Source organism: Microbacterium sp. F2E, assembly GCF_020905435.1.
Lineage (GTDB): Bacteria > Actinomycetota > Actinomycetes > Actinomycetales > Microbacteriaceae > Microbacterium > Microbacterium lacticum.
In genome coordinates this window covers 1-26,446 of record NZ_JAJJIB010000002.1, presented here as the reverse complement: position 1 = coordinate 26,446, position 26,446 = coordinate 1, and the positions used below count along the sequence as shown (strand labels likewise).

At 69.9% G+C, this 26,446-nt stretch carries 24 protein-coding genes and 3 pseudogenes; 10 read left to right on the top strand and 17 right to left on the bottom strand.

Annotated elements, in window-relative coordinates; genetic code table 11:
* Positions 1 to 183: 183 nt before the first annotated feature.
* Positions 184 to 1,713 (bottom strand): MATE family efflux transporter, encoded by a 1,530-nt coding sequence (locus tag LOK55_RS02270; RefSeq protein WP_229934071.1) that lies wholly within the window; start codon positions 1,711 to 1,713, stop codon positions 184 to 186.
* A 120-nt stretch (positions 1,714 to 1,833) separates the two neighbouring features.
* On the opposite strand from LOK55_RS02270, the gene LOK55_RS02265 reads away from it, so the two are divergent.
* Positions 1,834 to 2,745 carry a DUF808 domain-containing protein gene (locus LOK55_RS02265; RefSeq protein WP_229934070.1) on the top strand — a complete coding sequence of 304 codons (912 nt, stop codon included), beginning with the start codon at positions 1,834 to 1,836 and terminating at the stop codon, positions 2,743 to 2,745.
* A 58-nt stretch (positions 2,746 to 2,803) separates the two neighbouring features.
* Here the strand turns inward: LOK55_RS02265 and LOK55_RS02260 are convergent, their stop codons facing one another.
* Together LOK55_RS02260 and LOK55_RS02255 are read right to left on the bottom strand one after the other, a co-directional pair.
* Positions 2,804 to 3,235: an HAD family hydrolase gene (locus tag LOK55_RS02260; protein WP_374107610.1), complete on the bottom strand. Its 432-nt coding sequence runs from the start codon at positions 3,233 to 3,235 to the stop codon at positions 2,804 to 2,806.
* Between the two features lies 1 nt (position 3,236).
* Positions 3,237 to 4,325, bottom strand: coding sequence for a serine hydrolase (locus LOK55_RS02255; RefSeq protein WP_229934069.1), 1,089 nt, complete (start codon positions 4,323 to 4,325; stop codon positions 3,237 to 3,239).
* 218 nt (positions 4,326 to 4,543) lie between these two features.
* Between LOK55_RS02255 and LOK55_RS02250 the strand changes: the two are divergent.
* Positions 4,544 to 4,987, top strand: a pseudogene (locus LOK55_RS02250) (NUDIX domain-containing protein); the annotation flags it as partial.
* 146 nt (positions 4,988 to 5,133) lie between these two features.
* On the opposite strand, the gene LOK55_RS02245 reads toward LOK55_RS02250, so the two are convergent.
* The 5 genes from LOK55_RS02245 to LOK55_RS02225 all read right to left on the bottom strand — a co-directional run bounded on the left by LOK55_RS02245 (position 5,134) and on the right by LOK55_RS02225 (position 10,474).
* Positions 5,134 to 6,645 carry an SDR family NAD(P)-dependent oxidoreductase gene (locus tag LOK55_RS02245; protein ID WP_374107604.1) on the bottom strand — a complete coding sequence of 504 codons (1,512 nt, stop codon included), beginning with the start codon at positions 6,643 to 6,645 and terminating at the stop codon, positions 5,134 to 5,136.
* Positions 6,646 to 6,688: 43 nt separating this feature from the next.
* The gene (locus tag LOK55_RS02240; protein ID WP_229934067.1) at positions 6,689 to 7,441 is read right to left on the bottom strand and encodes an HPr family phosphocarrier protein; all 753 of its coding nucleotides are present in this window, start codon (positions 7,439 to 7,441) and stop codon (positions 6,689 to 6,691) included.
* Positions 7,438 to 8,124, bottom strand: coding sequence for a dihydroxyacetone kinase subunit DhaL (dhaL, locus tag LOK55_RS02235; protein ID WP_229934066.1), 687 nt, complete (start codon positions 8,122 to 8,124; stop codon positions 7,438 to 7,440). Before dhaL ends, LOK55_RS02240 begins: the two co-directional genes overlap by 4 nt.
* Before the next feature lies 1 nt (position 8,125).
* Complete coding sequence (gene dhaK, locus LOK55_RS02230; RefSeq protein ID WP_229934065.1) at positions 8,126 to 9,118, bottom strand: dihydroxyacetone kinase subunit DhaK; 993 nt, start codon at positions 9,116 to 9,118, stop codon at positions 8,126 to 8,128.
* Between the two features lie 135 nt (positions 9,119 to 9,253).
* A complete protein-coding gene (locus LOK55_RS02225) occupies positions 9,254 to 10,474 on the bottom strand; it encodes an ROK family protein (protein ID WP_229934064.1) in 1,221 nt (406 codons plus the stop codon).
* 119 nt (positions 10,475 to 10,593) lie between these two features.
* Between LOK55_RS02225 and LOK55_RS02220 the strand changes: the two genes are divergently transcribed.
* From LOK55_RS02220 to LOK55_RS02205, 4 genes are read left to right on the top strand one after another with little or no spacing between them, the layout of a single operon-like run.
* Positions 10,594 to 11,883, top strand: coding sequence for an ABC transporter substrate-binding protein (locus LOK55_RS02220; RefSeq protein WP_374107609.1), 1,290 nt, complete (start codon positions 10,594 to 10,596; stop codon positions 11,881 to 11,883).
* A complete protein-coding gene (locus tag LOK55_RS02215; protein WP_229934063.1) occupies positions 11,883 to 12,794 on the top strand; it encodes a carbohydrate ABC transporter permease in 912 nt (303 codons plus the stop codon). Before LOK55_RS02220 ends, LOK55_RS02215 begins: the two co-directional genes overlap by 1 nt.
* Positions 12,794 to 13,711, top strand: coding sequence for a carbohydrate ABC transporter permease (locus LOK55_RS02210; RefSeq protein WP_374107603.1), 918 nt, complete (start codon positions 12,794 to 12,796; stop codon positions 13,709 to 13,711). The genes LOK55_RS02215 and LOK55_RS02210 overlap by 1 nt, the downstream gene beginning before the upstream one ends.
* Positions 13,712 to 13,763: 52 nt before the next feature.
* On the top strand, positions 13,764 to 15,482 hold the full coding sequence (locus LOK55_RS02205; RefSeq protein ID WP_229934062.1) for a glycoside hydrolase family 13 protein: 1,719 nt from the start codon (positions 13,764 to 13,766) through the stop codon (positions 15,480 to 15,482).
* 51 nt (positions 15,483 to 15,533) lie between these two features.
* Here LOK55_RS02205 and LOK55_RS14380 read toward each other — a convergent pair whose 3' ends face one another.
* The 6 genes and pseudogenes from LOK55_RS14380 to LOK55_RS02180 form a co-directional block, all read right to left on the bottom strand.
* Positions 15,534 to 15,641 (bottom strand): hypothetical protein, encoded by a 108-nt coding sequence (locus LOK55_RS14380; RefSeq protein WP_374107608.1) that lies wholly within the window; start codon positions 15,639 to 15,641, stop codon positions 15,534 to 15,536.
* An 85-nt stretch (positions 15,642 to 15,726) separates the two neighbouring features.
* A pseudogene (locus LOK55_RS14375) lies at positions 15,727 to 15,771 on the bottom strand (hypothetical protein); the annotation flags it as partial.
* Positions 15,772 to 15,790: 19 nt separating this feature from the next.
* Positions 15,791 to 16,327: pseudogene (locus LOK55_RS02195) on the bottom strand (dihydrofolate reductase family protein); the annotation flags it as partial.
* Between the two features lie 63 nt (positions 16,328 to 16,390).
* Complete coding sequence (locus LOK55_RS02190; protein WP_229934061.1) at positions 16,391 to 16,996, bottom strand: hypothetical protein; 606 nt, start codon at positions 16,994 to 16,996, stop codon at positions 16,391 to 16,393.
* A gap of 321 nt (positions 16,997 to 17,317) precedes the next feature.
* Positions 17,318 to 18,703, bottom strand: coding sequence for an FAD-dependent oxidoreductase (locus LOK55_RS02185; protein WP_229934060.1), 1,386 nt, complete (start codon positions 18,701 to 18,703; stop codon positions 17,318 to 17,320).
* 11 nt (positions 18,704 to 18,714) lie between these two features.
* Positions 18,715 to 19,476: an MIP/aquaporin family protein gene (locus tag LOK55_RS02180; RefSeq protein WP_229934059.1), complete on the bottom strand. Its 762-nt coding sequence runs from the start codon at positions 19,474 to 19,476 to the stop codon at positions 18,715 to 18,717.
* 48 nt (positions 19,477 to 19,524) lie between these two features.
* Here LOK55_RS02180 and LOK55_RS02175 point away from each other — a divergent pair, with 48 nt between their 5' ends.
* Together LOK55_RS02175 and LOK55_RS02170 are read left to right on the top strand one after the other, a co-directional pair.
* On the top strand, positions 19,525 to 20,199 hold the full coding sequence (locus tag LOK55_RS02175; protein WP_229934058.1) for a helix-turn-helix domain-containing protein: 675 nt from the start codon (positions 19,525 to 19,527) through the stop codon (positions 20,197 to 20,199).
* 21 nt (positions 20,200 to 20,220) lie between these two features.
* Positions 20,221 to 20,619: a low molecular weight phosphatase family protein gene (locus LOK55_RS02170; protein WP_229934057.1), complete on the top strand. Its 399-nt coding sequence runs from the start codon at positions 20,221 to 20,223 to the stop codon at positions 20,617 to 20,619.
* 55 nt (positions 20,620 to 20,674) lie between these two features.
* On the opposite strand, the gene LOK55_RS02165 is transcribed toward LOK55_RS02170, so the two are convergent.
* Positions 20,675 to 21,994 carry an FAD-dependent oxidoreductase gene (locus tag LOK55_RS02165; protein WP_229934056.1) on the bottom strand — a complete coding sequence of 440 codons (1,320 nt, stop codon included), beginning with the start codon at positions 21,992 to 21,994 and terminating at the stop codon, positions 20,675 to 20,677.
* Between the two features lie 91 nt (positions 21,995 to 22,085).
* Between LOK55_RS02165 and LOK55_RS02160 the strand changes: the two genes are divergently transcribed.
* Positions 22,086 to 22,433: a helix-turn-helix transcriptional regulator gene (locus LOK55_RS02160; protein ID WP_229934055.1), complete on the top strand. Its 348-nt coding sequence runs from the start codon at positions 22,086 to 22,088 to the stop codon at positions 22,431 to 22,433.
* Positions 22,434 to 22,751: 318 nt separating this feature from the next.
* Here LOK55_RS02160 and LOK55_RS02150 read toward each other — a convergent pair whose 3' ends face one another.
* Together LOK55_RS02150 and LOK55_RS02145 are read right to left on the bottom strand one after the other, a co-directional pair.
* Positions 22,752 to 23,543: a MerR family transcriptional regulator gene (locus tag LOK55_RS02150; protein ID WP_229934054.1), complete on the bottom strand. Its 792-nt coding sequence runs from the start codon at positions 23,541 to 23,543 to the stop codon at positions 22,752 to 22,754.
* On the bottom strand, positions 23,536 to 24,021 hold the full coding sequence (locus tag LOK55_RS02145) for a VOC family protein (RefSeq protein ID WP_229934218.1): 486 nt from the start codon (positions 24,019 to 24,021) through the stop codon (positions 23,536 to 23,538). The genes LOK55_RS02150 and LOK55_RS02145 overlap by 8 nt, the downstream gene beginning before the upstream one ends.
* Before the next feature lie 765 nt (positions 24,022 to 24,786).
* Between LOK55_RS02145 and LOK55_RS02140 the strand changes: the two genes are divergently transcribed.
* Entirely contained in the window at positions 24,787 to 26,292 is a 1,506-nt protein-coding gene (locus LOK55_RS02140; RefSeq protein WP_229934053.1) for a CBS domain-containing protein, read from the top strand.
* The last annotated feature ends 154 nt before the right edge of the window (positions 26,293 to 26,446 follow it).

Sequence of the window (26,446 nt, the reverse complement as noted above, 5' to 3'; positions counted from 1 at the left end):
CCTGCTCATTCGATGACACGGATCTCCTTCCAGAACGCGACATAGTCGGAGAAGTCCTTGCCGACCCGATCTATTCCGGACGGGTACGGGTGCGGATAGCTCCAGGCGCGGTCGGGGAGCCTCGGCGATGACGGTGTCGTTCAGAACGGCTTTCATGGGAGCCCCTTTCGCCTGTACGAGAGGCTAATCCCGCGTCCCGACCTTCCGGCTCCGCCCCGTCCCGCGCGCGGACTCGCCGCGGCGTCGCCCGCGGCCGCGACCGGTGTCCTGCGGCGCGATGATCGGCATCGAGGCCGTGACCACGGCATCCACCACCATCGACCCGTCGGTGGGGCCGACGATCGGGATCGCGGTCGTCTCGGTGACCTCGATCGGGTCGACCGGCAGCGCGGCGAGCCGGCGGTTCGCGCGCAGGAACGCGGGGACGAGCACGACGCACGCGCCGATCCAGGCGAGCGGGTTCGACCACACGACGCCCTCGAACCCGATGAGGTGCCCGAGGATGACCGCCGCACCGACGCGCATGACGAGCTCGATGAGCCCCGTGACGGTCGGGATGACGGTCGATCCGAGCCCCTGCAGCGAACCGCGCAGGATGAACAGCACCGCGAGCACCCAGTAGAAGAGTCCGTTGATGTGCAGCATGAGCGTCGCGAGGTCGACGACCCGCTCCGAGCCGTCGCCGACGAACAGCCGCACCAGATCGCCGCCGAACGTGATCAGCAGCGCGCCGAGCACGAGCCCCGCGACCGTCGCCATGAGCAGCGCCTGGCGGACGCCGCGGCGGATGCGATCGGGCCGGCGCGCGCCGAGGTTCTGCGCCGCGTACATGGATGCCGCGAGGCCGAGCGACTGCAGCAGCGCCACCGCAAGGCCGTCGACGCGCGACGCGGTGGTGTAGGCGGCGACCGCCTCGGCGCCTAGGGTGTTCAGCGCGACCTGCACGGTGAGCGTGCCGATCGCGATGATGGATGCCTGGAACCCCATCGGCAGGCCGAGGCGCAGGTGCTCGGCGAGGTCGGCGCGCGTGACGCGCCAGTCGAAGCGGCGGACGTGCAGCACGGGCACGCGGTGGCGGACGTACTCGAGGCACAGCAGCACCGAGACGGCCTGGGCGACGACGGTCGCGAGGGCGGCGCCGGCGATGCCCCAGCCGAGCGGGCCGACCATGACGATGACGAGACCGGCGTTGAGCAGGCATGAGATCGTCAGGAAGATGAGCGGCGTGCGCGAGTCGCCGATCGCGCGGATGATCGACGCGAGGAAGTTGAAGGCCACGATCGCGCCCGTGCCGAGGAAGCTGATCTGCGCGAACACGGTCGCCCCCGGCAGGAGCTCGGTGGGGGTCTGGAGAAGTGCCAGCAGCGGGCCGGCGAGCATCGGCGCGAACACCGTCAGCACGACGGTCGTCGCGGCGGACAGCACGGCGCCCGTCGCGACGGAGCGGCGCACCGCGGCGAAGTCTCTCGCCCCGTAGGCCTGCGCCGTCGGAATCGCGAAACCGCTCGTCAGACCCCAGGTGAACCCGAGCAGCAGGAACAGCAGCGCGCCCGTGGCGCCGACGGCGGCGAGGGCGTCGACGCCGAGCAGCCGCCCGACCACGATCGCGTCGACGAACTGGTAGAGCTGTTGCACGACGTTGCCGATCAGCAGCGGCACCGAGAACGCCAGGATGACGCGCCACGGGCTACCGGTGGTGAGGGTGCGGGGCATGGGGGACTCTTCGGGGGAACGACGAAAGCGCCCCGGACAGGGCGCTGCGACACCACTGTATCGAATCGATTCGAACGGAGTCAAATCGAGACCGCCGGCGCGCCCGGTAGTGTGGCTCCTATGTCTGTGGGTCTGCTCGCCGTTGTCGACGACATCCTGAGCGCCGCGCTCAAGGCATCCGCCAAATCGGCGGGGGTGGTCATCGACGACGCCGCGGTCACGCCGCAGTACGTGCAGGGGCTGTCCCCCGCCCGAGAGCTGCCCGTCGTCGGCCGGATCGCCCTCGGCTCGCTCGCGAACAAGTTCCTCATCATCATTCCGCTCGCGATGCTGCTCACCGCGTTCGCGCCGTGGGTGCTGCCGTGGCTGCTCATCGTCGGCGGCGCCTACCTGTGCTTCGAGGGCGCCGAGAAGGTGCTCGAGTGGTTCGGCTTCCATCACGGCGGTCACGACGAGGGCGGACGCGACGAGAAGCGCCTCGTGCTCGGCGCCGTGCGCACCGACCTCATCCTCTCGACCGAGATCATGCTGATCGGGCTGTCGAACATCGACCCGGAACTCGACTTCTGGTCGCGGCTGGCCGTGCTCGCGGTGATCGCCCTGGCGATGACCGCTCTCGTCTACGGCACGGTCGCGCTGCTCGTCAAGCTCGACGACATCGGCCTGCGGATGGCGCGCGGCGACTCGCCGCGGGTGCGCCACACCGGCATGCGCATCGTGCGCTCGATGCCGGGCGTCTTCCGGGTGATCTCGATCATCGGCACCATCGCGATGCTGTGGGTCGGCGGTCACCTCGTGATTGCGAACCTCGCCGAGGTCGGCTGGCACGCACCGCTCGACGTGCTGCACGCCGTGGAGCACTTCCTCGAGCCCGCCGGGCCCGTCGTCGTCTGGATCGGCGACACCCTCGTCTCGGCGATCGCCGGCCTCGCGCTCGGGCTCGTGATCGTCGGGATCGTCCTCGTCATCGGCAAGGCGTTCGGCAAGAACCTCAGCTTCTCCGAGGGCCACGCGGCCGCCGCGGAGCACTGAGCGCCGGCGGGTTCGCCCGGCGCCTGCGGCAGACGGCGCGCCCACCCGGCGCCCGGCGTCAGCCGATCGTGACCGCGATCCGTCCGTCCGCGGCGGGGGCGACGTGGATGCCTGAGGCATCCGTCACGAGCCACGTCGGCTCGCCCTCGGCGGCGTGCGGACCGACGCCGATCACGCGCATGCCCGCGGCGAGCCCCGCGGCGATGCCGTTGGCGGAGTCCTCGACGACGATGCAGTCGGCCGGGTCGACGCCGAGCGCGCGGGCGGCCGCGACGAACCCCTCGGCGTCGGGCTTGCTGCGCGCGACGTCTTCGGCGGTGACGGCGCTCCCCGGCATCGGCAGGCCCGCGGCATCCATCCGCGCGTGCGCGAGGTCGCGGCTGGCCGAGGTGACGAGCGCGTGCGGCAGCCCGCGCAGGTCGGCGAGCAGCCGCGCGGCGCCGGCGATCGCGACGACGCCGTCCGTCTGGGCCGTCTCGGCGGCGAACAGCTCACGGTTCTCGGCGAGGTTCTCCTCGTGCGGCGGCGGTGTTGGCGTCGTCCGCAGCGATGACGGATGCCGGCACGCGCAGCGCAGCCCAGCCGCCGCCGAGCGGTGGGATGTGCCAGCCCGCACGGAGCGTGCCATCCGCCTCCCGCACGACGATCGCGCGGTGCGGCGACGTCGTGTCGACGACGTGCACGAGCACCGACCCGTCGCCGCGGGCCTCTCCACGCGTCGCGATCGCCAGCCGGGTCGCCGGGTCGCCGACGCCGGGAGCACCGGCAACCACATCGGCATCCGCGTCGACCGCGACCTCCTGCCACGCCGTGCCGACGGGGAGCTCACCCACGGTCGGCAGTGTCAGCGCCCACCCGTCGCCCGCGTCGACGAGGGCGAGACCGGCCGCGTCGAACGGGGCCTCGGCCATGATCGTGAGCAGGTCACGGGCATCCCACGTGTCGTGCGGCGCCGGCACCGCCGGCGCCCCGTCGACCGCCTCACCGATCCCGTCGGCACCACCGGCCGCTGCCGCGACCTCGGCGGCCTCGACGAACGCCCAGAACGCGCGCAGCGTCGCCTGGGTGTCGAGGGTCGCGCCCTGGTAGGCGATGACGAGATCGTGCTCGGGCAGCACGAGGCCGAACTGCCCGGCGGCGCCGTCGAGGCGGAATCCGTGCCGCCCGCGCCACACCTGGTAACCGTAGCCGAGGCTCCAGTCGTTCACTTCGCCTTCACCGGCGGGCGGCCCGTCGAAGGCGGCCGTCGTCGCCCACGGACGGCTCATCTCCTCGACGTACCAGGCCGGCGCGACCTGCCGGCCCTGCCACACGCCGCCCGCGCCGAGCATGGTGGCGGTGCGGGCGAGGTCGTCGACGGTGAGGTGGTAGCCGGATGCCCCGTGCTCGATGCCGCCGACGGCGCTCATCCACCGGTCGCCGATGCCCAGCGGGTCGAGCAGCCGCGGCCGCAGGTACGCGGTGAGCGGCTCGCCCGTGACGGCGGTGACGATCGCCGACAGCGCGTGCGTGGCGGGCGACGGGATGCCGACCTCTTCGGGCGCGCGGCGGACGAGGGGTCGCGAAAGCGATGCGGGCATGCTCTCGACCCTACGCACCGGTCCGGACGGCGCGGCCGGGCGGGGCGGGATGCCACGATGAAGTCATGACCTCAACGACTCCCCACGACATTCCGTGGAGCGCCGGCGCGTGGACCCACGCGCCCGTCGCCGTCGATGACTCCGCGGTCCGTTTCTCGCGGCGCCCACCCGCGAGGGTCTCGCGGTGCGATTCCACGCCTGGCGGGTGAGGGCCGCGGATGCCTCGATCCACTGACGGGCCGCGGGAGATCCGCGTCTCCGCCTCGGTCATCACCTCGGTCGCCGCGGCGGCCGACGCCGACGGCGCGGGGCCTGCCGGCGGCGCGGAGCGTCTGCTCCTCGTGCGCAAGACCGGCACGACGGCGTTCATGCAGCCGGGCGGCAAACCCGAACCGGGCGAGACTCCCGCAGAGACGCTCATCCGCGAGCTCGCGGAAGAGCTGGGTCTCGAGGTCGAACCGGGCGACCTGACGCCGCTCGGCGAGTTCACCGCCGCGGCGGCCAACGAGCCCGGCTTCGCGGTCGTCGCCGACGTCTTCCGGGTCGACATCGGCGCACAGACGCCGGTGACGGCCGCCGAGATCGAGGAGCTCCGCTGGGTCACCCGCGCCGAGGCATCCACCCTCGAGGTCGCCCCGTTGGCCGCCGCCTACTTCCTGCCCGCGGAGGAGCCTGGTGAGGATCCGAGGTTGGTCGGCGACGACTCAGTTGAGGCGCACGGGTCGGCACCGCGACGCCGTTCTCGGGCGATCACCGAGGTCGCCGAGATCCTCGCATCACCCCTGGTCGAAGGGGAGTGACACCGGCGTCACCACGAGCTCTTGCGGTAGTCCTTCAGGAAGATGCCGAACAGGTCTTCACCGGCCTCACCGCGCACGATCGGGTCGTAGACGCGCGCGGCGCCGTCGACGAGGTCGAGCGGCGCGTGGAACCCCTCCTCCGCGAGGCGCACCTTCGTGAAGTGCGGGCGCTCGTCGGTGATCCAGCCGGTGTCGACGGCGGTCATGAGGATGCCGTCGGTCTCGAACATCTCGCGCGCGCTCGTGCGAGTCAGCATGTTCAGCGCGGCCTTCGCCATATTGGTGTGCGGATGCCCCGGGCCCTTGTACCCACGGCCGAAGACGCCCTCCATCGCCGAGACGTTGACGATGTACTTCCGTCGCGCGGGCGACGCGGCCATCGCCGGCCGCAGCCGGCTCACGAGCAGGAAGGGCGCGGTCATGTTCGCGAGCTGCACTTCGAGCATCTCGAGCGGCTCGACCTGATCGACGTGCTGCGTCCAGCTGTTGATGTGGTTCTCGTCGGGCACGAGCCCGCCCGCGTCGATCGCCGTGCCCGCGGCGAGTCGCTCGAGCGACGACGACCCCGCGGCCATCGCCTCAGCGGTGAGGGTCTCGGCATCGTGAGCGGCCGCGGCGAGGATCGGGTGGCTCGACACCGACTGCGCGAGCGCGAGCGGGTGCGCGTCGTTCGTGTGCCCGAAGGTCAGCAGCTCGGGCAGCGGGCCCTGCGGGAGGGGCGCCAACTCGGCATCCACCAACGGCTTGTACGCCCCCGCCGAGCGGCGCACCGTCTGCGCCGCGTTGTTGATGAGGATGTCGAGCGGACCGGCGGATGCCACGGCATCCGCGAGGCCGATCACCTGGGCCGGGTCGCGCAGGTCGATGCCGACGACCTTCAGCCGGTGGATCCACTCGGCCGAGTCGGGCAGGGCCGTGAACCGGCGCACCGCGTCGCGGGGGAAGCGGGTCGTGATCGTCGTGTGCGCGCCGTCGCGGAGGAGCCGCAGGGCGATGTACATGCCGATCTTGGCGCGTCCTCCGGTCAGCAGCGCGCGCTTGCCAGTCAGGTCGGTGCGCGCGTCCCGCTTCTCGTGGCTCATCGCGGCGCATTCGGGGCAGAGTTGATGATAGAAGGCGTCGACGAGCGTATACGGCTGCTTGCATATGTAGCAGGCTCGCGGCTTGATCAGCTCGCCGGCGTGCGGCGTGGTCGCCCGGCTCGCGAGCGGAATGCCGCGCGTCTCGTCGTCGATGCGGTCGGGCGCGCCGGTGGCGGTCGCCGCGACAACGGCGCGGTCGGCGTCCGCGATGCGCTGACGCTTGTCTTTGCGGGCGAGCCGCTTGACGTCTTTGTACATCTTGCCCGTGGCCCGGCGCAGGGCGATGTAGTCGGGGTCCTCCGGGTCGAGATCGGCGGTCGCCGCGATCACGCGCAGGGCGATCTCGAGCTCGGCGGGGTCGATGGAGGTTTTTTCGGGCACAGGAAAGTCTATCGATCGCTCCTGAGTCGCCGCCGAGGTGCCGCGTTTCGGCGCCATCCGGGCGAGATCGCGACAGAAGACGACACCTCGACGGCGCGGGTCACTCGCCCTCGCCGAAGCCGTCCTCGACGAGGTCGGCGATCGCGTCGACGGCGGCCGAGGCGTCGGGCCCCTCGGCGCGCACCCGCAGCACGTGACCCTGCGTGGCCCCGAGCGCGAGCAGCGCGATCATGCTGTCGGCGCGCGCGGGGCCTTTCCCCGTGGTCACATCCGTGATCGTCGGCACGGCGTCGAACCCCGTCGCCGCCTTGACGATGAGGGATGCCGGGCGCGAGTGCAGCCCGACGGGGTTGACGACGGTGACCTCCCGCTCGACCGCCTCCGCGCCGGGCGCAGACGCCTCTGCCGCCGCGGGCGCCCCCTCGTCGCCCTCGGCGCCACCCCCGTCGCCCTCGGCGGCAGCCCCGTGCGGCTGCTTGGCGGCGAGGGCCCCCGCCGCCTCGGCGGCGACGTCGGCGAGCGTGCCGCCGGTCGCGGCGCGCACGATGCTGGCGGTCGCGCCTTCGACGAACGGACCGCCGCTGATCACGACGGGCTGCGTGCTCTCGCGCAGCTCGAGCGCGAGTTCCGAACTCAGCACCGCCGATCCGAGGTCGGTGAGGATCAGCACCCCGTCGGTGTCGGCCAGATCGTCGATGGCGGCGGCGATCGCGGCGGCATCCGTCCCGAACCCGCCATCGGCGCCGGCGGCGACGCGGACCGGTGGCGCCTCGCCGTGGATCATCTGCATCGCGAGATCGACGGCAGCCTGCGCGAGCGGTTCGCTGTGCGAGACGACGACGAACCCGATCATGCAGCGCCTCCGTCGCCTGCCTGCGACCCGCCAGCGTCGCCCAGGGTGTCGGCGAGCGTCTGCACCAGGATCGTCGCCGACGCCGCGCCCGGGTCGAGATGCCCGGCGCTGCGTTCTCCGAGGTACGACGCACGCCCCTTTCGGGCGACGAGCGGCACCGTCGAGTCGCGGCCGATCGCGGCGGCCTCGGCGGCGGCCCGTACGGCGTCTGCTGCCGAGGCACCCGAGGCCGCGGCCTCTGTCAGGGCCGACACCGCCGGCTCGAGCGCGTCGATCATCGTCTTGTCGCCGACAGCGGCGTGTCCGCGGCCGACCACGCCCGCGACCCCGGCCGCGACGACCGAGGCGAAGTCGGCCACCCCGATCTCAGCGGCGTCGGGTGCCGCCTTTCCCATGTTGAGGAAGAGCGTGCCGTACAGCGATCCGCTCGCACCGCCGACCTTGGAGATCAGGGTCATGCCGACCGACTTCAGCAGAGGCTGGATGCCGGGGCTGTCATCGCCCGCGGCGTCGAGCTTGTCGACGACGGCCGCGAAGCCGCGCGCCATGTTCGTGCCGTGGTCGGCGTCGCCGATCGCCGAGTCGAGCGCGGTCAGCTCGTCGGCGTGTGCGTTCAGCTCGCCCGCGGCGGCGCGCAGCCACGCCTCCACCTGGGCGGAGGTGACGACGGTGGTGTCGGCCACGTCAGACCCCCCAGCGCAGCGCGGTCGTGTTCACCGGGGCATCCCACAGCCGCAGCATCTCGTCGTCGGCTCTCACGAGGGTGAGCGAGCAGCCGGCCATGTCGAGGCTCGTGATGTAGTCGCCGACGAGCACGCGCGCGACCTCGATGCCGCGCTCGGCGAGCGCCGCGGCGATGTCGGCGTAGACGACGTACAGCTCGATGAGGGGCGTGCCGCCGAGGCCGCTCAGCAGCGCGATCACCGGGGCCCCCGTGAAGTCGAGGTCGTCGGTGATGGCCGTCACGATGTCGTGGGCGATGCCCTTGGCGTCCTCGAGGGGCACGCGCTTGCGGCCGGGCTCGCCGTGGATGCCGACGCCGACCTCCATCTCGTCATCGGGCAGGTCGAAGCTCGGATGCCCGACGGCGGGCACCGTGCAGCTGGTCAGTGCGACGCCCATCGACCGGCCGGCCGACGACACCTTCTCGGCGATGGCGGCGACCTCGGCGAGGCTCTTGCCCTCGGCGGCGGCCGCGCCGGCGATCTTCTCGACGATCACGGTGGTGCCGACGCCGCGGCGTCCGGCGGTATATGTCGAATCCTGCACGGCGACGTCGTCGGCGACGACGACCGAGGCCGTCTGGATGTTCTCGTCGCCGGCGAGCTCGGCCGCCATCTCGAAGTTCAGCACGTCGCCGGTGTAGTTCTTCACGATGAAGAGCACGCCGGCTCCGGAGTCCACGGCCTGCGCCGCGGCCAGCATCTGGTCGGGAGTCGGCGAGGTGAAGATCTCGCCCGCGCACGCCGCGTCAAGCATGCCCGCGCCGACGAATCCGCTGTGCAGCGGCTCGTGGCCGGAGCCGCCGCCCGAGATGAGCGCCACCCGGTTCTCGCGCGGGGCGTTCGAGATGACGAGGCGGTTCTCGTGATCGACGGTCAGTTCGGGATGGGCGGCCGCAACGCCGCGCAGGGCATCGGCGACCACCGTGTCGGGCGAGTTGATGAGCTTTTTCATGCGCGAGTCTCCTCTTCGTCGAGTCGTGAGCGTGCGCTCCCTCTCGCATCCTCCCCTTTCGCAGCTGCGCTGTCGACCTTCCTGGTCTGGCGCCCGCCGGTCGAGAGCCGCGCACGCGCCTGACGCGCGGGCGCGTCAGGCGGACCAGCGCTCGAGAAGGCACTCGCGGGCGAGGTCCGCTGCGGCGGCCACCGCGCCGATGACCACGACGTCGGCGCCGAGCGTCGAAACCACCAGTTCGGGCGCGGGCAGGTGCAGGTCGGTCGGCAGGGACCGGCGCGCCGCGTCGGCGACCTCATCGACGCCCGCCGCCACCGCTCCCGAGACCACGACGAGGCTCGGGTCGAAGATGCTCCCCAGCACGCTCACGATCAGCGCGAGCACGCGGCTCACCCGCGCAGTGATGCGACGCGCGTCGGGATCGCCGGCCGCGGCCAGTTCGAGCACCACACGCCCGTCGATCTCGGGCGCCAGCGCGAGGGGGCTGGCGGGGTCGACCTCACCCGCCGCGACGGCCTCGGCCGCCCATTGGGCCGCGATCTGGCCGAGGCCGTGCGCCGAGCCCACCCCCTCGACGTGGTCGAAGGCGATCATCTCGCCGACTCCGCCGTGCGCGCCGCGCAGCAAGCGCCCGTCGAGCACGACCCCCGCCCCGAGTCGGTCGCCGGCGAGCAGCGCGATGTAGTCACGGCGTCCGGCCGCCGCCCCGGCGGCCCCTTCGGCGACCGCCGCGAGCGACGCGTCGTTGTCGACCCGTCGCAGCACGGCCCAGTCGAACAGCGACATGAGGTCGGGATTCATGAGGTCCCAGAAGCCCTCAGGATGCCTCGGCGAGCGCCCCGCCGCATCCACCGGCGCGGGCACCCCGACGCACAGGGCTCCCACCTCATCGCGTGTGCGACCGGCGAGGACGAGTGCCTCGTCGACGGCTCCGGCGAGCACGCGGCGGCGCTGAGCGACGTCCTCGCTCGTTCCGTCTGCGACCACGCGATGGGTCGCGAGCGGCTGCGAGCGCAGATCGGCGACGACGACGGTGATGTGCGTGCGACCGGCATCCACCCCGACCAGCAGCGCCGCGTCGTCTCGCAGCTCGAACCGCCGCGCGGGGCGCCCCTTGCGGTAGACGCCGGCGTCACGTGCGTTCGGCAGTTCGCGCAGCAGGCCGGTGCCGACGAGGTTCTCGAGCGCGTCGATGACCGTCGATCGGGTCATGCCGGTGGCCGCCATCGCATCGCTCGCCGTGAACTCGCGCACCGTCCACGCGTACTCCCACGCGGCCTCCTGGCTGGGGGAGCGAACCGCAGGCGCAGCCGCGATCGCGGGCGCGCCCGTCGGGGCGGGCGAGAAGTCAGACACGGGCTCTTGACCTTTCGATGAAGCTGCTGCAATACTGCCTGCATCCAATTGATTTGGCGAGTAAATCTACTCATCGACGTTGGCGGTGATGCCGACGCGAACGGAGGACGAAGGTGTCTGTGACAACCCGAGCGCTGCGGCGGCTGGTCGCGGTCGTCGCGGCGGCGACGCTGGCCGCAACCGCCCTGAGCGGCTGCTCCGCCGACGGGCGTGAGACGATCCGCTTCACGTTCAGCAAACGCGAGGCGATCGACTTCATGAACAAGGTCGTCGCCGACTACAACGCGTCGCAAGACAAGGTCCAGGTCGTCATGGACACCTCGGGCGTCGACGTCGTGTCGGCGAGCTTCGTGCGCGGCAACCCGCCCGACATCATGCTCGCGAACTACAACTACGAGGTCGCACGGTTCGTCGAGCGGTGCGCCCTGAGCGACCTGGCGGGCACGGATGCCGCACGGCACAGCCGCGACGACCTGCAGCCGCTCCTCGATCAGTACGGCTCCTGCGCGGGGCGGACGAGTGCGCTGCCCTATTCGGTCATGGCCGCCTCGGTGATCTACAACAAGCAGATCTTCGCCGAGAACGGCCTCGAGGTGCCGACGACGTGGAGCGAGCTGCTGCACGTCTGCGACGTGCTGCAGACCGCCGGCGTGACCCCGTTCTACGCGACATTCAAGGACGACTGGACGATCGGCCAGGGCTGGTACGACTACTCGGTCGGCGGCTCGCTCGACGTGCTCGACTTCTTCGACCGGCTGAAGGCCGAGGGCGCCGACGTCGGGCCCGACTCGGAAGTCTCGTTCGAGAAGGACTTCGCCGCCCCGATGGACAAGATGCTGCAGCTGACGTCGACATACGTGAACAAGGATGCCTCGAGCCGCGGGTACGGCGACGGCAACCTGGCCTTCGCCAAGGGACAGGCGGCGATGTACCTGCAGGGGCCGTGGGCCTTCAGCGAGATCGCGAAGACGTCGCCCGACCTCGATCTCGGCACGTTCCCGCTGCCGATGACCGACGACCCGAGCGACCTGAAGGTCCGCGTGAACATGGACCTCGCGGCGATGATCCCGGAGGGATCGGGGCACAAAGAGGCGGCCCGCGACTTCCTCGAGTACCTCTTCGAGCCCGACCGCGTGCAGACCTACAACGAGTCGCAGCTGGGCTTCAGCCCGGTCGAGGATGGCCCCGAACCGAGCGATCCGCGCATCGCCGGGATGATCCCCTACTACAGCTCCGGCGCGGTCTACCAGGGGCCGTCGGTGCTCGTGCCGAAGACCATCCCGGTCTTCAACTACGCGCAGGCGATGGTGTTCGGGCAGTCCCCGGCATCCGTCCTGCGCACCATGGATCAGGACTGGGCGCGACTCGCGTTCCGCCAGCCCGCCAGCACCGACAAGGAGGGTCAGTGATGGCCACGACCAGCACGACCGTCACCCGGAACGACCGGCGAGCGCGCCGCAGCACCCGTCGTGTCGAGCCGATCTACTACCTCTTCCTGCTGCCGAGCCTCGTGCTGTTCACGCTGGCGATCACGGTGCCGGGCGTCATCGGCATCTTCTTCAGCTTCACCGATTCGATCGGCATCGGCGACTGGCACTTCATCGGGCTGACGAACTACATCGCCCTGTTCAGTGATCCCGCGATCCTGCAGAGCTATCTGTTCACCCTCGGATTCTCCATCGCGACGGTGATCGTCGTGAACGTCTGCGCTTTCCTGCTGGCGGTCGGGCTCACCTCGCGCATCCGGTTCAAGACGGGCCTGCGCACGATCTTCGTCATCCCGATGGTGATCTCGGGCATCATCATCGCCTACGTCTTCAACTTCCTCTTCTCCAACTCGCTGCCCGCCGCCGGCACGGCGCTCGGCATCCCGTGGCTCCAGACGAGCATCCTCGCGAACCCCGACTTCGCCTGGGTCGCCATCGTCATCGTGACGGCGTGGCAGGCGATCCCCGGCACGCTCCTCATCTACATCGCGGGACTCCTCTCGGTGCCCGCCGACGTGTACGAAGCCGCCGATCTCGACGGCGCCAGCAAGCGGCAGCAGCTGCTGCGCATCACCCTGCCCCTCGTCGCCGGGTACGTCGTCATCAACGTGATCCTCGGCTTCAAGGGCTTTCTCAACGCGTACGACATCATCGTCGGGCTGACTAACGGTGGGCCTGGCACCGCCACCCGCAGCGTCGCGATGACGATCATCGCGGGCTTCAACGGCGGCGACTACGCCTACCAGATGGCCAACGCGACCATCTTCTTCATCGTCGCCATCATCATCTCCGTCCTCCAGCTCTCGCTCACGCGGGGAAGGAACCAGTTCTGATGTCCACGACACAGCCCGCTCTCGCCTTCGAGGCCGCCGAAGCGACCGAGCCGCGCACGGGGACGAGGAGAACCCGCGGCGGCCGTTCGCCGATGCTCGAACGCGTCAACTGGTCGACGACGATCATTCTGATGCTCTGCGCCGTCACGGTGCTGCTGCCGCTGTACGTCACGATCTCGATGGCCTTCAAGACCACCGGTCAGGCAGTCGACGGCAACGCATTCTCGCTGCCCGCACCCTTCTCGATCGACGGGTTCGTACAGGCGTGGAATCTCACGAAGTTCCCCGTCGGCGCGGCCATCTCGCTCGTCGTGACCGCCGGAACGGTTTGCGCCACGATCATCCTCGCCGCCTTTGCGTCCTACGCGATCGTCCGCAACTGGGACAGGCGCCTGTTCCGCTACTCGTTCTTCTACCTGCTCGCGGCGATGTTCATCCCGTTCCCCGTCGTCGCCCTCCCGCAGATCCAGCTGACGGGTCGGGTGGGTCTGGACAACCCTGCGGGCGTCGTCATCCTCGCCACGATGTTCCAGCTGAGCTTCAGCGTGCTGCTGTTCACCGCGTTCCTGCGCTCGATCCCGATCGAGCTCGAAGAGAGCGCGCGCATCGACGGCGCGACGACGTGGCAGACGTTCTGGCGGCTGATCTTCCCGCTTCTCGCGCCGATGAGCGCGACGGTGGGGATCTTCGCGTTCCTCTACGCCTGGAACGACTTCATGATGCCCTCGCTCATCATCTCCGACCCGGCGCTGCAGACCCTGCCCGTGCGGCAGAACCTCTTCCAGACGCAGTTCAGCAACAACTACAACGTGTCGTTCGCCTCGTACCTCATGGCGATGGCGCCCGCCATCGTCGCCTACCTGTTCACACAGCGCTGGGTGATGGAGGGCGTCACGCAGGGTGCCGTCAAGGGCTGAGCGCCCATCCGGCATCCATCACCTGCCTGCCCGATCCTCCGAAAGGACCCGCGTGACCCTCCCCGCCGCAGTCGTCCACGACGACTCCGCCCCCACCGACGCGCCCTGGTGGCGCCAGGCGGCTGTGTACCAGATCTATCCGCGCAGCTTCGCGGATGCCTCCGGTGACGGCCTCGGCGACATCCGCGGCATCCTCTCGCGCGTCGACTACCTCGCCGAGCTCGGCATCGACGCGGTGTGGCTCAGCCCGTTCTATCCGTCGGAGCTCGCCGACGGCGGCTACGACGTCGCCGACTACCGCGACGTCGACCCGCGGCTCGGCACACTCGAGGACTTCGACGCGACGCTCGCGGCCCTCCACGGGCGCGGCATCAGGGTCGTCATCGACATCGTGCCGAACCACACGTCCGACCGGCACGTCTGGTTCCAGGAGGCGCTCGCGGCGGGGCGCGGCTCGGCGGCACGCGAGCGGTACATCTTCCGCGAGGGCACGGGGCCGGACGGATCCGAGCCGCCGACCGACTGGACCGCGGCGTTCGGAGGCAGCGCCTGGCAGCGCGTCGACGACGGACAGTGGTACCTGCACAGCTTCGCGATCGAGCAGCCCGACCTGAATTGGTCGAACCCCGACGTGCGCGACGATTTCGTGCGCACGCTGCGCTTCTGGTCGGACCGCGGGGTCGACGGGTTCCGCATCGACGTCGCGCACATGCTGACGAAAGACCTCACCGAGCCGCTGCCCTCGGCGGCCGAGCTCGCCGCGATCCCGGTCGACGGCAACCACCCGCTCCTCGACCGCGACGACGTGCACGAGGTGTACGCGCAGTGGCGCGAGGTGTTCGATTCGTACGACCCGCCGCGTACGGCCGTCGCCGAAGCGTGGGTCGCCTCCGACCGCGTACCGAAGTACGCGAGCCCCGAGAGCCTCGGGCAGTCGTTCAACTTCGACCTGCTCGTCGCCGACTTCGACGCGGCGCAGTTCCGCGACATCGTGACGCACAACATCGCCCTCGCCGCCCGATCGGGGTCGTCGTCGACGTGGGTGCTCTCGAACCACGACGTGTTCCGGCACGCGACCCGCTACGGGCTGCGCACCCTGCCGTCCGCCGACGAAGAAGGGGCGGTGCCGCGCCGCCACGGCGGCGGCTGGCTCGAGTCGGGCGCCGACGAAGCCGCTCTCGACCGCGAGGGCGGCGAGCGTCGGGCGCGAGCGGCGTCGCTGTTCCTGCTCGGGCTGCCGGGATCGGCCTACCTGTATCAGGGCGAAGAGCTCGGGCTCCACGAGGTCGCCGAGATCGCGCCAGACGAGCGTCAGGATCCGACGTTCTTCCGCACGAACCGGGAGCAGTACGGGCGGGATGGATGCCGCGTCCCGCTCCCCTGGACGGCGCACGGCTCGTCGTTCGGTTTCGGCGAGAACGGCGCTCACCTGCCGCAGCCGGCGTGGTTCGCCGAGCACGCGGTCGCCGTCGAAGAGGCCGACCCCGACTCGACCCTGTCGATGTACCGGCGCGCACTGGCCCTGCGTCACGAGCTGCAGACCGGCGAACAGCTGGAATGGATCGAGACGGGACGAGACGATGTGCTGCATTTCGCCCGCCCCAACGGGTGGCAGGTCATCACGAACTTCGGCGTCGAGCCGTATCAGCTGTCAGCAGCGTCGGGGCAGGTCGTCGCGACGAGCGCGCGCGGCGACGCGGCATCCGGCCCGGATTCCGACGCCGCGAGCTTCGTGCCGGGCGAGACGACCGTCTGGCTCGCGCCGGCCTGACGCGCGGACGCTCCCGGCTACGGGCGCGGGTCGCAAGGCCCGTGCCCGGGCTCAGCATTCGAGGACGACGGCGAGGCCCTGCCCGCCGCCGATGCAGATCGCGGCGACGGCGACGCCCCCGCCGCGGCGGGCGAGCTCGTGCGCGGCGTGGCCGGTGATGCGGCCGCCCGAGACCCCGAGCGAGTGCCCGATCGTTGATCGACGACGAGTTGCCGGCGGTCACCGTGCCGTCGGCGGCGAACAGCGCGCGGAGGCCGGCGAGCTTCTCGACCGACGCGTCGTCGCGGATGCCTTCGTCGCGCGTCAGTTGCGACGGCGCCCGAGCCGAACTCGCGGCGCTCGACGAGGTCGAGGTGGAGGCGCTCGTGCAGGCCGTCGAGCAACCGTGGGCCGTGGCCGGCGACCAACGGATGGACGGCGAAGAGGTACTCATCGATGAGGCCCGCGTTCGCGAGCGCGGTCGGCGACGTCACCCCGCCGACGGAGAGCGCACCGCCCGGCTCGGCCTTGAGCGCGCGCACCGCCTCGACGACGTCGCCGCGGACGAGCTCGGCATTCCAGTCGACGCACGGGAGCGTGCTCGACATGACGTGCTTCTTCGCCGCGTCGAGGGTCTCCGCGAACGGCACCTCCCAGGCATCCGTCCACTCCGGCCAGACGCCGTCGTCGGGCCGGTGCCAGGCGCCCTGCATCATCTCGTAGGTAACGCGACCGTAGATCTGCGCGTCGGCGCGGGCGATCTCATCGGTCCAGAAGCGCATCAGCTCTTCGTCGGGTGCGACGCCCGCCTCGTGGTGCACGCAACCGTCGAGGCTGACGCCGATCGCGTAGCGCAGGGTTCTCATGCCGTGCCTCTCCGTCGAGGATCCTTCCGGGCGTAGCCCCGGGGCGGCGCCGGTGGAACCGGGTCAGTCGGCGGCCGTGGCGGCGTACTGCCCCGACCGGATCTCCTCGAGAAGCGACGGGCGCGAGGGCGCCCAACCGATCGAGCGGGCCTTCGCGCCGCTGCCCTGCTGGTCGAGCATGAGCGCGTCGGCATATGCCGCGCCCAGGCGGGCGCGCGAGGCATCCACCCCCTCCGGCGCGACCGGGCCGCCGGCGAAGGCCTCGCCGAGCTCGGCGACCGTCGGGTTCTGCCCGCTGAGCGCCAGGACGCGGCTGGCCGGCGACGGGCTCTCGACGATCAAGGCGTAGAGGTCGGCGACGTCGTCGACATGCACGGTCGGCCAGTGCTGGGTGCCGAGTCCGACGACGGTGAGACGGCCCTCGGCATCCTTCGGCGCATCGGCGAGGGATGCCGGGATGCCCGCCGCATGCCCGTAGACCATGCCGGGCTCGACGATCGACAGCTCCAGGTCGGCGGCTTCGAGGCGGGATTCCACGCCCTCGCGCCACGCGACGAGCGCGGGCGGGTTGAAGGGGGTGTCTTCGGTGAGGTCGTCGGAGGGTCCGTGGATCCAGAGCCCCCCGGTGTGGACGTAGGGCTTTCCGGTGCCGGAGAACGCCGCGATCACGGCGTCGGCGACGGCGCCGTCGAACTGCGCGCCGTCGCCCGCGCATCAGATCCGGAGACGAATCGGCGAGGGCTTCGCCGAGCAGGCCAGCAGGGTCGACAATATGAGGTGCGGTCATCGTGATGATGCCTTTCGAGTGGGATGTGAGAGTTTCCTCGAAGGATCACACGGTGACCGCGCCCACGTCCACGACGAGGCCGGCCACCGCGGGCTACACCACCTTATGGGGCACTACTTCAGCCAGCGCGTCTGACCGGACCGCAGGGCCTTCACGCGCATACGTGCAGGCCCTCGTCGTGTACGGCGAAGGGGTCGTAGCGGCTAGATCGCGGCCGTCAACGAGCGCGCATCGCGCTCCCATGCCTGGGTTGCCATCTGCACGGCATCCCATGGGGAGCCGAGCGGGGGCGTGTAGGAGAGGTCGAGGTCGCTCATTCCGGCCACCGTCATGCCGTGGTGCAGGGCGGTGGCGTAAGTGTCGACACGCTTGGAGATTTCGGCGCCGCGGGTGCCGACGAGTTGTGCACCGAGGAGGCGGCCGTCGCGGGTGTCTCCGGTGATGCGGATGCTGATGGGGGTGGCTCCGGGGTAGTAGCGCTTGTGGTCGTCAGCGATGGCGGTGTAGCTGTGGGGGGCGTAGTCGGCGGCGGCGGCTTCGTGGTCGCGGAGGCCGGTGCGGGCGGCTACGACGTCGAAGACCTTCACGACCTGTGTGCCGAGGCTGCCGGCGAAGCGGGCGTTGCCGCCGATGGCGTTTTCTCCGGCGACGCGGCCCTGCTTGTGGGACGTGGTGCCGAGGGGCAGGTAGGTGACGCCGAGCAGGCGGTGGTGGGTGACCACGCCGTCTCCGGCGGCCCACACGTTCGGCAGGCCGGTGCGCATGTGCTCGTCGACGACGACCGCACCACCGGCGCCCGTGGCCGCGCCCGCGGCGGTGAGCAGGCTGGTGTTGGGGCGCACGCCCACGACCACGAGCACGAGGTCGGCGCTGCGGGAGAAAGTGTCACCGTCGCGGATGCCGGTCACTGTGAGGCGGCCCGCGTCGCGGGTGACAGCTTCGACGCGGGTTCCGGTAAGCACGTCGACGCCGTGGCGGGTGAGTTCCTCACGGACGAGGGAGCCCAGTTCGGGGTCGAGGGTGGAGAGCACTTCGGGGCCGCGTTGGAGCTGGGTGACGTGCAGGCCGCGGACGGTGAGGGCTTCGGCCATTTCGAGGCCGACGTAGCCGGCGCCGACGATGATCGCGGTTTCGGGCTGGTGCTCGTCGAGGTAGCGCTCGAGGGCGAAGGTGTCGCCCATCGAGTGCAGCAGGTGGACACCGTCATCGGGGCCGAGCTGGTCGAGGCCAGCGATCCCGGCGGTTGACGGGGATGCTCCGGTGCCGACCATGAGCTCGTCGTACGCGATCGTCGATTCGGTGCCGGCGGCGTCGCGGACGGTGAGCGTGCGGCCGTCGACGTTGATGCTGGTGGCGAGAGTGTTTAGGCGCAGGTTCATGCCGGTTGCTTCGAGGTCGGCGTGCGTGCGGTGGGCGAGGGACTGCCAGGGCTGCACTTCGCGGGAGAAGTAGTAGGGGATGCCGCAGATGGAGAAGTTCGGGTAGGCGTCCGCGACCACGACGGTGACGTCGACGGAGGGGTCGAGTTCGCGGGCGCGCAGGGCGGTGGAGATGCCGGCGTCGCTTCCGCCGATCGCTACGAGGTGCATGGGGGTGCCTTTCAGGACGTGGTTTCGGGTTGCGTGGGCACCACGACGTCGCCCGCGGTGCGCGCGGCGGTCGGGTAGAAAACGAGCAGCAGCGCGAGCCCAAGGGCCGCGCCGACGAGCTGGGCAAGGATGAACGGGACCACCGATGCGGGGGCGATGCCGGCGAACGTGTCGGTGAACATGCGGGCGATGGTCACGGCGGGGTTGGCGAACGATGTGGAGCTGGTGAACCAGTACGCGGCGCCGATGTAGGCACCGACCGCTGCCGCGGTCACTGAGCCTTTCCCGGTGCGGGCGAGCGCGAAGATCAGCAACACGAGCCCGGCGGTGGCGACCACTTCCCCGACCAGGTGCCCGCCGGTCGCACGGTCGTTGCCGGAGAGCGCGGGCGCGGTGTCGAACATCACTCCTGCCAGGAGGGTGCCGGCGATGCCGCCGAGAATCTGCGCGGCGAGGTACGGGGCGAGATCGCGCGGCGGCAGGCCGGTCCCCGCGCGACGGCCAAGCAACCAGTCGGCCAGCGACACCACGGGGTTGAAGTGTGCCCCCGACACCGGGCCGAGCATGAGGATCAGCACCGTCAGGCCGAGCGCCGTGGTCAGGCTGTTCTCGAGAAGCTGCAACCCCACATCATTTGGGGAGAGACGCTGCGCGGCGATCCCCGACCCGACCACGACGGTGACGAGCAGCCCCGTCCCGACGAACTCGGCAGCGGCACGGCGCAGCACGTGCGGCCGCGTCACGGCCGGGTAGGAGCGAGTGGTGGTTTTCATGTCGGCTCATCTTGACCCGAACCGGATAGATCAGTCAACATTGAATCAATGAACATCGAACGAATGGACACGTTGGAGGCACGCGCAGCTCGGCACGCGGCGTTGAGCGACCCGTCGCGCCTGCGGATCGTGGACCTCCTGACGCTGGGTGACCTGTCGCCGTCGGAGATTCGGACGGCTCTGGGCATGCCGGGAAACCTCGTTGCTCACCACCTGAACGTCTTGGAGGCGGCGGGCATGGTGGCCCGGTCGCGGTCGGAAGCGGACAAGCGACGCAGCTACGTCCACCTGATCGATACCGCGTTGCAGGGCCTCACTCCCGGTCGAGTCGAGCGGGCGAGCCGGGTGGTGTTCGTGTGCACGGCGAACTCGGCCAGATCGCAGTTGGCCGCAGCGTTGTGGTCGACCCGCAGCAGCATCCCTGCCGCGTCCGGCGGCACTCACCCCGCAGACCGGATCGACCCCGGCGCGATCGCGACGGCGGATCGTCACGCGCTCGACCTTTCCGACGAGTCGCCTCGGGCTTTGGAGACGGTGCTGACCGGTTCGGACTTCGTGGTCACCGTGTGCGACAACGCGCACGAAGAACTCGGTGTGAACGCGCATCTGCACTGGTCAATCCCTGACCCGGTGCGCGTCGGCACCGATGACGCCTTCGACACCGCTTACGACGAGCTGGAGCGCCGCATCACGGAACTCGCGCCCCGGCTCGCCGCCACCTAACCCCTCCCAGAAAGAGAACCCGTGACTGACACCACTCCGACCGTCCTGTTCATCTGCCAGCACAACGCCGGCCGCTCCCAGCTCGGCGCCGCGCTCCTGGAGCACTTGGCCGGCGACCGGTTCACCGCAACGTCGGCGGGACTGTCGCCCGCCGGCCGAGTCAACCCCGCCGTGGCCGCCACGGTCGCTGAGCTAGGCATGGACATCACCGACCGGGTGCCCCGTGCCGTGACCGCGGACGACCTCGATCAGGCGGACGTCGTGATTCTGATGAAGCCCGGCCTCGCCCTGCCGTCCACGCCCCGCGGTGAGGTCCTGGAGTGGTCCTTCCCCAACCCGGAGACCTGGGACGCCGAGGCCGTGCGGCCGCTGCGCGAAGCCGTATCCGAGAAGATTCAGACCACCCTCCTCGCACGCTGAGCACCGAGCAAGGGGGCGGATCGCTGATGCGACTCGCCCCCTCTCGTGCGTCTTGTCAGACGGTGGCCGGGGCGCGCCCGATCTGGAGCACCTGAGCCGGCGGGGCACAGCACGCGCCGCCGAGGGATGCACCGGAAGCGTCGAACAGGCCGGCGCCGCCGCAGACGCCCGTGTCGGGGAGCACCAGCTCCACCCGGCGGGCGGCATCGTGGTCGCCCGCGAGCTCCGCGACGACGCTACGCACTTGTTCGTACCCGGTGAGGGCGAGGAAGGTCGGTGCCCGCCCGTAGGACTTTGCGCCCACGAGGTAGAAGTCAGGCTTCGGCTGGGCGAGGTCGGCAGCGCCGGTCGCCGCGACCGAACCACAGGAATGCACGTTCGGGTCGACCTCCGCAGCGATACGCACAGGGGCCTGCAACGTGGGGTCCAGCTCCAACCGCAGCTCCGACAGGAACGACAGGTCGGGACGGAACCCGGTGAGCACGACGACGCGATCGCCGGTGAGCGTGCGGCCGTCTTCTGCCACCAGGACCGGCCGGTCCCCGTCCGTGGTGACGCGCTCGACACGGAACCCCGTCACGAGCGACACCAGGCCGGCATCGACGAACTCCTTCGCCTTGATCCCCAGCGCCCCACGTGCCGGCAGCTCGTCAGCCTCGCCGCCGCCGAAGGCGTTACCGGCGGTGGCGCGGCGCAGCGCCCACGTAACCGTCGTGTCCGGGTCACGGCGCGCCATGCGCGCCAGCGCGAGGACCGCGGTCACTGCCGAATGCCCGGAGCCGATGACGACCGTGTGCTTCCCCTCGAAGCCTTCCCGGTCGCGGAAGTCGGGGATGCGGTACGACAGCAACTTCGCGGCGGCCCGCTCGCCCAGTGCGGGCAGACCATCCGCGCCCGCGGGGTTGGGTGAGGACCACGTACCGGAGGCATCGATCACAGCGCGCGCCTGCAACCGGTACTCCTCCCCATCGCTCTGCTGCACGTGCACGGTGAACGGCTGATCGCCGCGGCCGGCATCAACGAGACGGTCACGGCCCAGGCGGGACACCCCCACGACCCGAGCGTCGTACCGCACGCGCTCGCCCAGCTCGGTGGCAAGCGGCGCGAGATAGCCGCTGATCCACTGCGCGCCCGTGGGATACCCCGTCGTCGGAGCGGCCCAGCCGGTGGGCTCGAGAATCCGCGCACCCGCCGCGTCGATCAGCTCCGGCCACTCCGAGAACAGGCGCACATGACCCCACTCGGCAACTGCCGACGCCGGGCCGGTTCCAGCCTCCAGCACAACGACCGGCACGTCTCGCTCGACCAGGTGGGCGGCGGCTGCGAGCCCCTGCGGGCCGGCACCGATCACAACCACGGGCAACGCGCTCTCCATTACATTCACTCCTCACGCATCGACAGAACTCGATGGATCGAGAATCCTCGATGCATCAACGAATGTCAATGTGACGTGCCAGAATCGTTCCATGCCCACGACGCTTCCCCTCCTCCCGACCGACGCGGCGGCGTGCTGCTCGCCGGTCACCGGCGGGGTGCTGACGCCCGACGAGGCCGAGCGGATCGCGCGCACGTTCAAGGCTCTAGGCGACCCCACACGGGTGCGACTTCTCTCGCTGATCGCCGCATCCGGCGATGGTGAAGCATGCATCTGCGACCTCACCGAGCCCGTCGGGCTATCCCAGCCGACCGTCTCCCATCACATGAAACTGCTCGTCGACGCGGGCCTCGCCACCCGCGAACAACGCGGCCGGTGGGCCTACTACCGCGTTGTCACCGACGCCCTCGAACAGGCCTCCCGCACGCTGCGCCCATGAGCGGCGTTCTCATCCGCGCGATGACCGCCACCGACTGGACGGCGGTGGAATCCATCTACCGAGAAGGCATCGCCACCGGCAACGCGACGTTCGAGGCGGAGCCGCCGACGTGGACGGCCTTCGACTCGGGGAAACTCGCCCTGGGGCGGCTCATTGCCGAGGACGCCGCCGGGGTCGTCATCGGATGGGTCGCCGCCTCACCGGTGTCGTCTCGTGAGGTCTACCGGAGCGTGGTCGAGCACTCGGTCTATGTCGCGAACAAGGCTCGCGGGCGCGGTGCCGGCGCCGCGATTCGGCGCACCGCAGCCACCCGGCACGCTACTCCCAGGTGGCGGTATCGGGGTCGATGCCCGCGGCGCGCGCGCTCTCATCGATGGCCCGGCTCAGCCATACGGCAAGCCCCGGCCGCACGGCGTCGTAGTGCGCCGAGAACCGCGGGTCGGCGACGTACATCCGCCCGAGGCACACCTGCATCTGCCGGGTGATCGGGAAGAACTGCGACAACAGGGTGCGGTGTCGCTCGACGAGGCTGTTCGACACGGCATCCCCGGATGTCGCTCCGTCGTCGACCGCGGCACCGAGCTCCGCCTCGAACGCGACCATCGCCTCGGTCACCGTCGCCCAGTCGCCGGCCGAGCGCGCCGCCGCACGCTCGGCGTACTGCTGCCACTGCGCCGACTGCCCGTAGGCGTCGCGCGCCTGGGCGGGCCAGTCGGTGTTCCAGTCGGGGCCGAAGATCTCGCGCTGCTCGTCGTCGGAGAGCAGGATGCCGCGCTCCTGCGCCTCGATCATGCGGGCGAGATCGTCGTCGAGGTCGTGCAGCTGGGTGATGCGCTGCGCGAGCTGAGCGCGCTGCACCCGCAGCTGGTCGGCGACACCGCCCGCCGGCTCATCGAGGATGGCCCGGATCGCGTCGAGGTCGAGCCCGAGCTCGCGGTACACGACGATGCGCCGGAGGCGTTCGACATCGGCATCCGTGTAGAGCCGGTAGCCGGCCCGCGAGCGTTCCGCGGGACTCGCGAGGCCGATCTCGTCCCAGTGGTGGAGCGTCCGCACGGTGAGACCCAGGCGCGCGGCCGTCTCGCCCACCGGCAGTCCGTCGTCAGACATGGGACTCATTGTCGTCGGTGCCGATGCCGACCGCACGGAGGGTGCGGCCCTCGACGCTGTCGGGGTCGAACACCTTGCCCGCCGTGAAGATCACGCGGGTGTTTTCGGGGGTGATGACCTCGATGTCGCGGGTGTTCCACATCGTGTCGCGCAGGTGGGCGTCGACGCCGAGGGCGCGCAGGGCCTCGGCGATCGGATCGATCTGGTCGAGCACGCAGGCGAAGCTCACGCTCGCAGCCGGGGCGGTGTCGGCCGGCGCGCCCGCGACGAGCAGGACGTCCTGGAACGCCCACCGGCGCAGGTGCGTCATCTGACCCGGAATGCCGAACAGCTCGAAGAAGCCGAGGCCGCAGGTCCAGAAGTCGATGGATGCCGCGAGATCGGCCGTCGGGATCGTCACGAACATGGGCATGCCGTAGATGCCGCGAAACAGAGGCGGGGCGACGGCGTCGGGTCCCGGAGCGGGGACGGGGCTGATGTCGAAAGCGTCGGGAAGGTCGGCCGCGCTGTGTGGTGTGAGGGGGTCGTGTCGGGTCGCCACGCCGCCGGGGTAGTCGCCGCTCGTCGCGGCATCGAGCGTGAGGATGGCATTGACGTCGTCGGCGCGGAGCTCACGGATAGCTGGCCCTGCGCGAGTAACGAGTCGGGCAAGGCCCTCAGAATCGATGCGGTCCACGTCGAGCTGGGCTCCGAAGGACCGCGCGCTGACGTGCCAGCCGGCCCGCTCGAGCTCTTCCTGCTGCAAGTCATTGGCCAGCAACACGATCGTTTCCCCCACGGATTGATCGTCGCACAACGTGATGGGATGCCTCGGCGCGGGCGACGATGCGCTCCGGTGGCAGGCACGTTCCCAATGCCCGTACTTCCGGCATATCGACAACGCCGCCCGCGTCATTCTCGTCCGCAGCTCAGCCACCCGTCCCGGGAGCATTTTGGTCCGGCGGCCGCATCGCTGACGTGATCGTCTCCGGGATCCTCATGATCGCCGGCATCCTCGGCTTCGCGGCGCTCGCGTTGACATCGCTCTTCCTCGTGATGATGTCGGACGGGGGCTCATGTCCGCCGGCTGGCAGATCGGCGCCGCTGTGCCTCCCCCGTCGGGTTCGTCATCGTGAACGCGAGCCTCGGGCACTGACATGCGTCGGGATACCTGGGGTGGCTACATCGGCTATCGTGCCTCCCGCAATGTGGGGGCCGCGACTGACGGTTGCGGCCCGCGAGCGTACTCACCCACAATGGCGAGATGCGGGCATGGATGGTACGCGGTGGACGCAAGGGGCAGCGCGAACAAGCTGCTTTGAGCGCTGGCCGAGCTTTGATCGGATGGTCCGAAGTCGGAGACCTGACTAATCTCTCTCGCGAACAGATTAGAGAAGCCCTGACCGCTGTGCACCCCAGCGCCTCGAACTACCTCATCGGCAACTGGACGGGACAGTTGGACAGGTTCGTCAATGAGATGCAAGTGGGTGACATCGTCGTCATGCCGTTGAAGTCCGATGGCGCACTGGCAATCGGAACTGTGCGGTCGGATTACGGATTCGATGAACACGAGCACGGCGAGCACTTTAGGTCGGTCGCATGGCAGCGTTCGGACGTCGATCGAGCGACCTTGAGACATGACCTGCGCGCATCGCTAGGCTCACTCCTCACGGTGTGCGAGCTGGCTCGATTCGGGGCAGCCGAGCGTCTGATGAAAGTCCGCGACGGAAGGGCCGACCCTGGACCGTCTCGCGACGGTGGGCCGCTGCCGGCAAGCATCGAGGAGCTCCCCCCGGACAAACCAACACCCATGACCGTTCGCGAGCTCCTCGATCTTGCAGGTGTGGACCGCCGGACGGCCCAGACAGTGGCTCAGATCGATGAGCTGCTGCACAAGACGGGGCTGACCTCTGTGCCCGCAGTCACCGAGGCCGACATGGATGAGCAGATCGTCGTCACGCCCATCGCGCGCCGCGGTCAGCACGACCAGCTCGACGCTGGCACGTTTCTCACAGAGGAAAATGAGGCTGAGCCCGCCGTCGGCTACCGCGTGCTTCAGATTCCATCCGCTCGACGCGCACCTGTGTCCGTTTCGCGAGACGATCTCATCGCGGATGCACGCACGGCGATGCTCGAGGGCAACTACTCGCAACTCGCAGTTGTCGAGGCGGGCGGGCTCGTCGGCGTTATTACGTGGGAATCAATCGCCATCGCCCACATGCATGGCAAGCCGACAACGGTCGGCGATGCCATGACCACGTCTCCACCGACGGTGGCGCCTTATGCGAATGTGCTGGATGTCGTGGCTCAGATCGAGTCGAGCGGCTACGTTTTCGTACGCGGCGAAGCCAACGAAATCGGTGGGATCGTGACCATCGCGGATCTCACCGCCGAGTTCGGGCGTGATCGGCGACCTCTCGTGATGATCGAGGAAATCGAAATGCGGATGCGCCGCGCGGTAAGGCTACGGCTGACCGACGCAGACGTGGAGCGCTCACCAGCCAACTGCAAGACGATCGGGCGATTGACCCTCGGTGCGTATCCGTATCTTTTCGATGATGACCTGAACTGGGAGAAGCTCGGCTGGGTCGGAATCACTCGGGAGCGACTGCGCTCACTCGTGACACTCATTGCGGACGTCCGCAATAGCCTGATGCACTTCTCCCCTGACCCCCTCCCCGACGACACTTTCGCCAAACTCGAGGGGACGCTCAGGCTCTTGCGCGCCGTTGACTCTGCGCGCTCCCGCCGTTCTGAAAGCCCTAGCTAGTGTCCTCCGCCGTTAATTCGTTGCAATAGTCGTCCGAGGGATTCGAGTATCTGGTCTGCGGTCTTGGTCCAGATGAAGGGCTTCGGGTTCTCGTTCCATGCCTTGACCCACTCTCGGAGGTCCCTCTCGAGCGCTTGCACGGATCGGTGGTCGG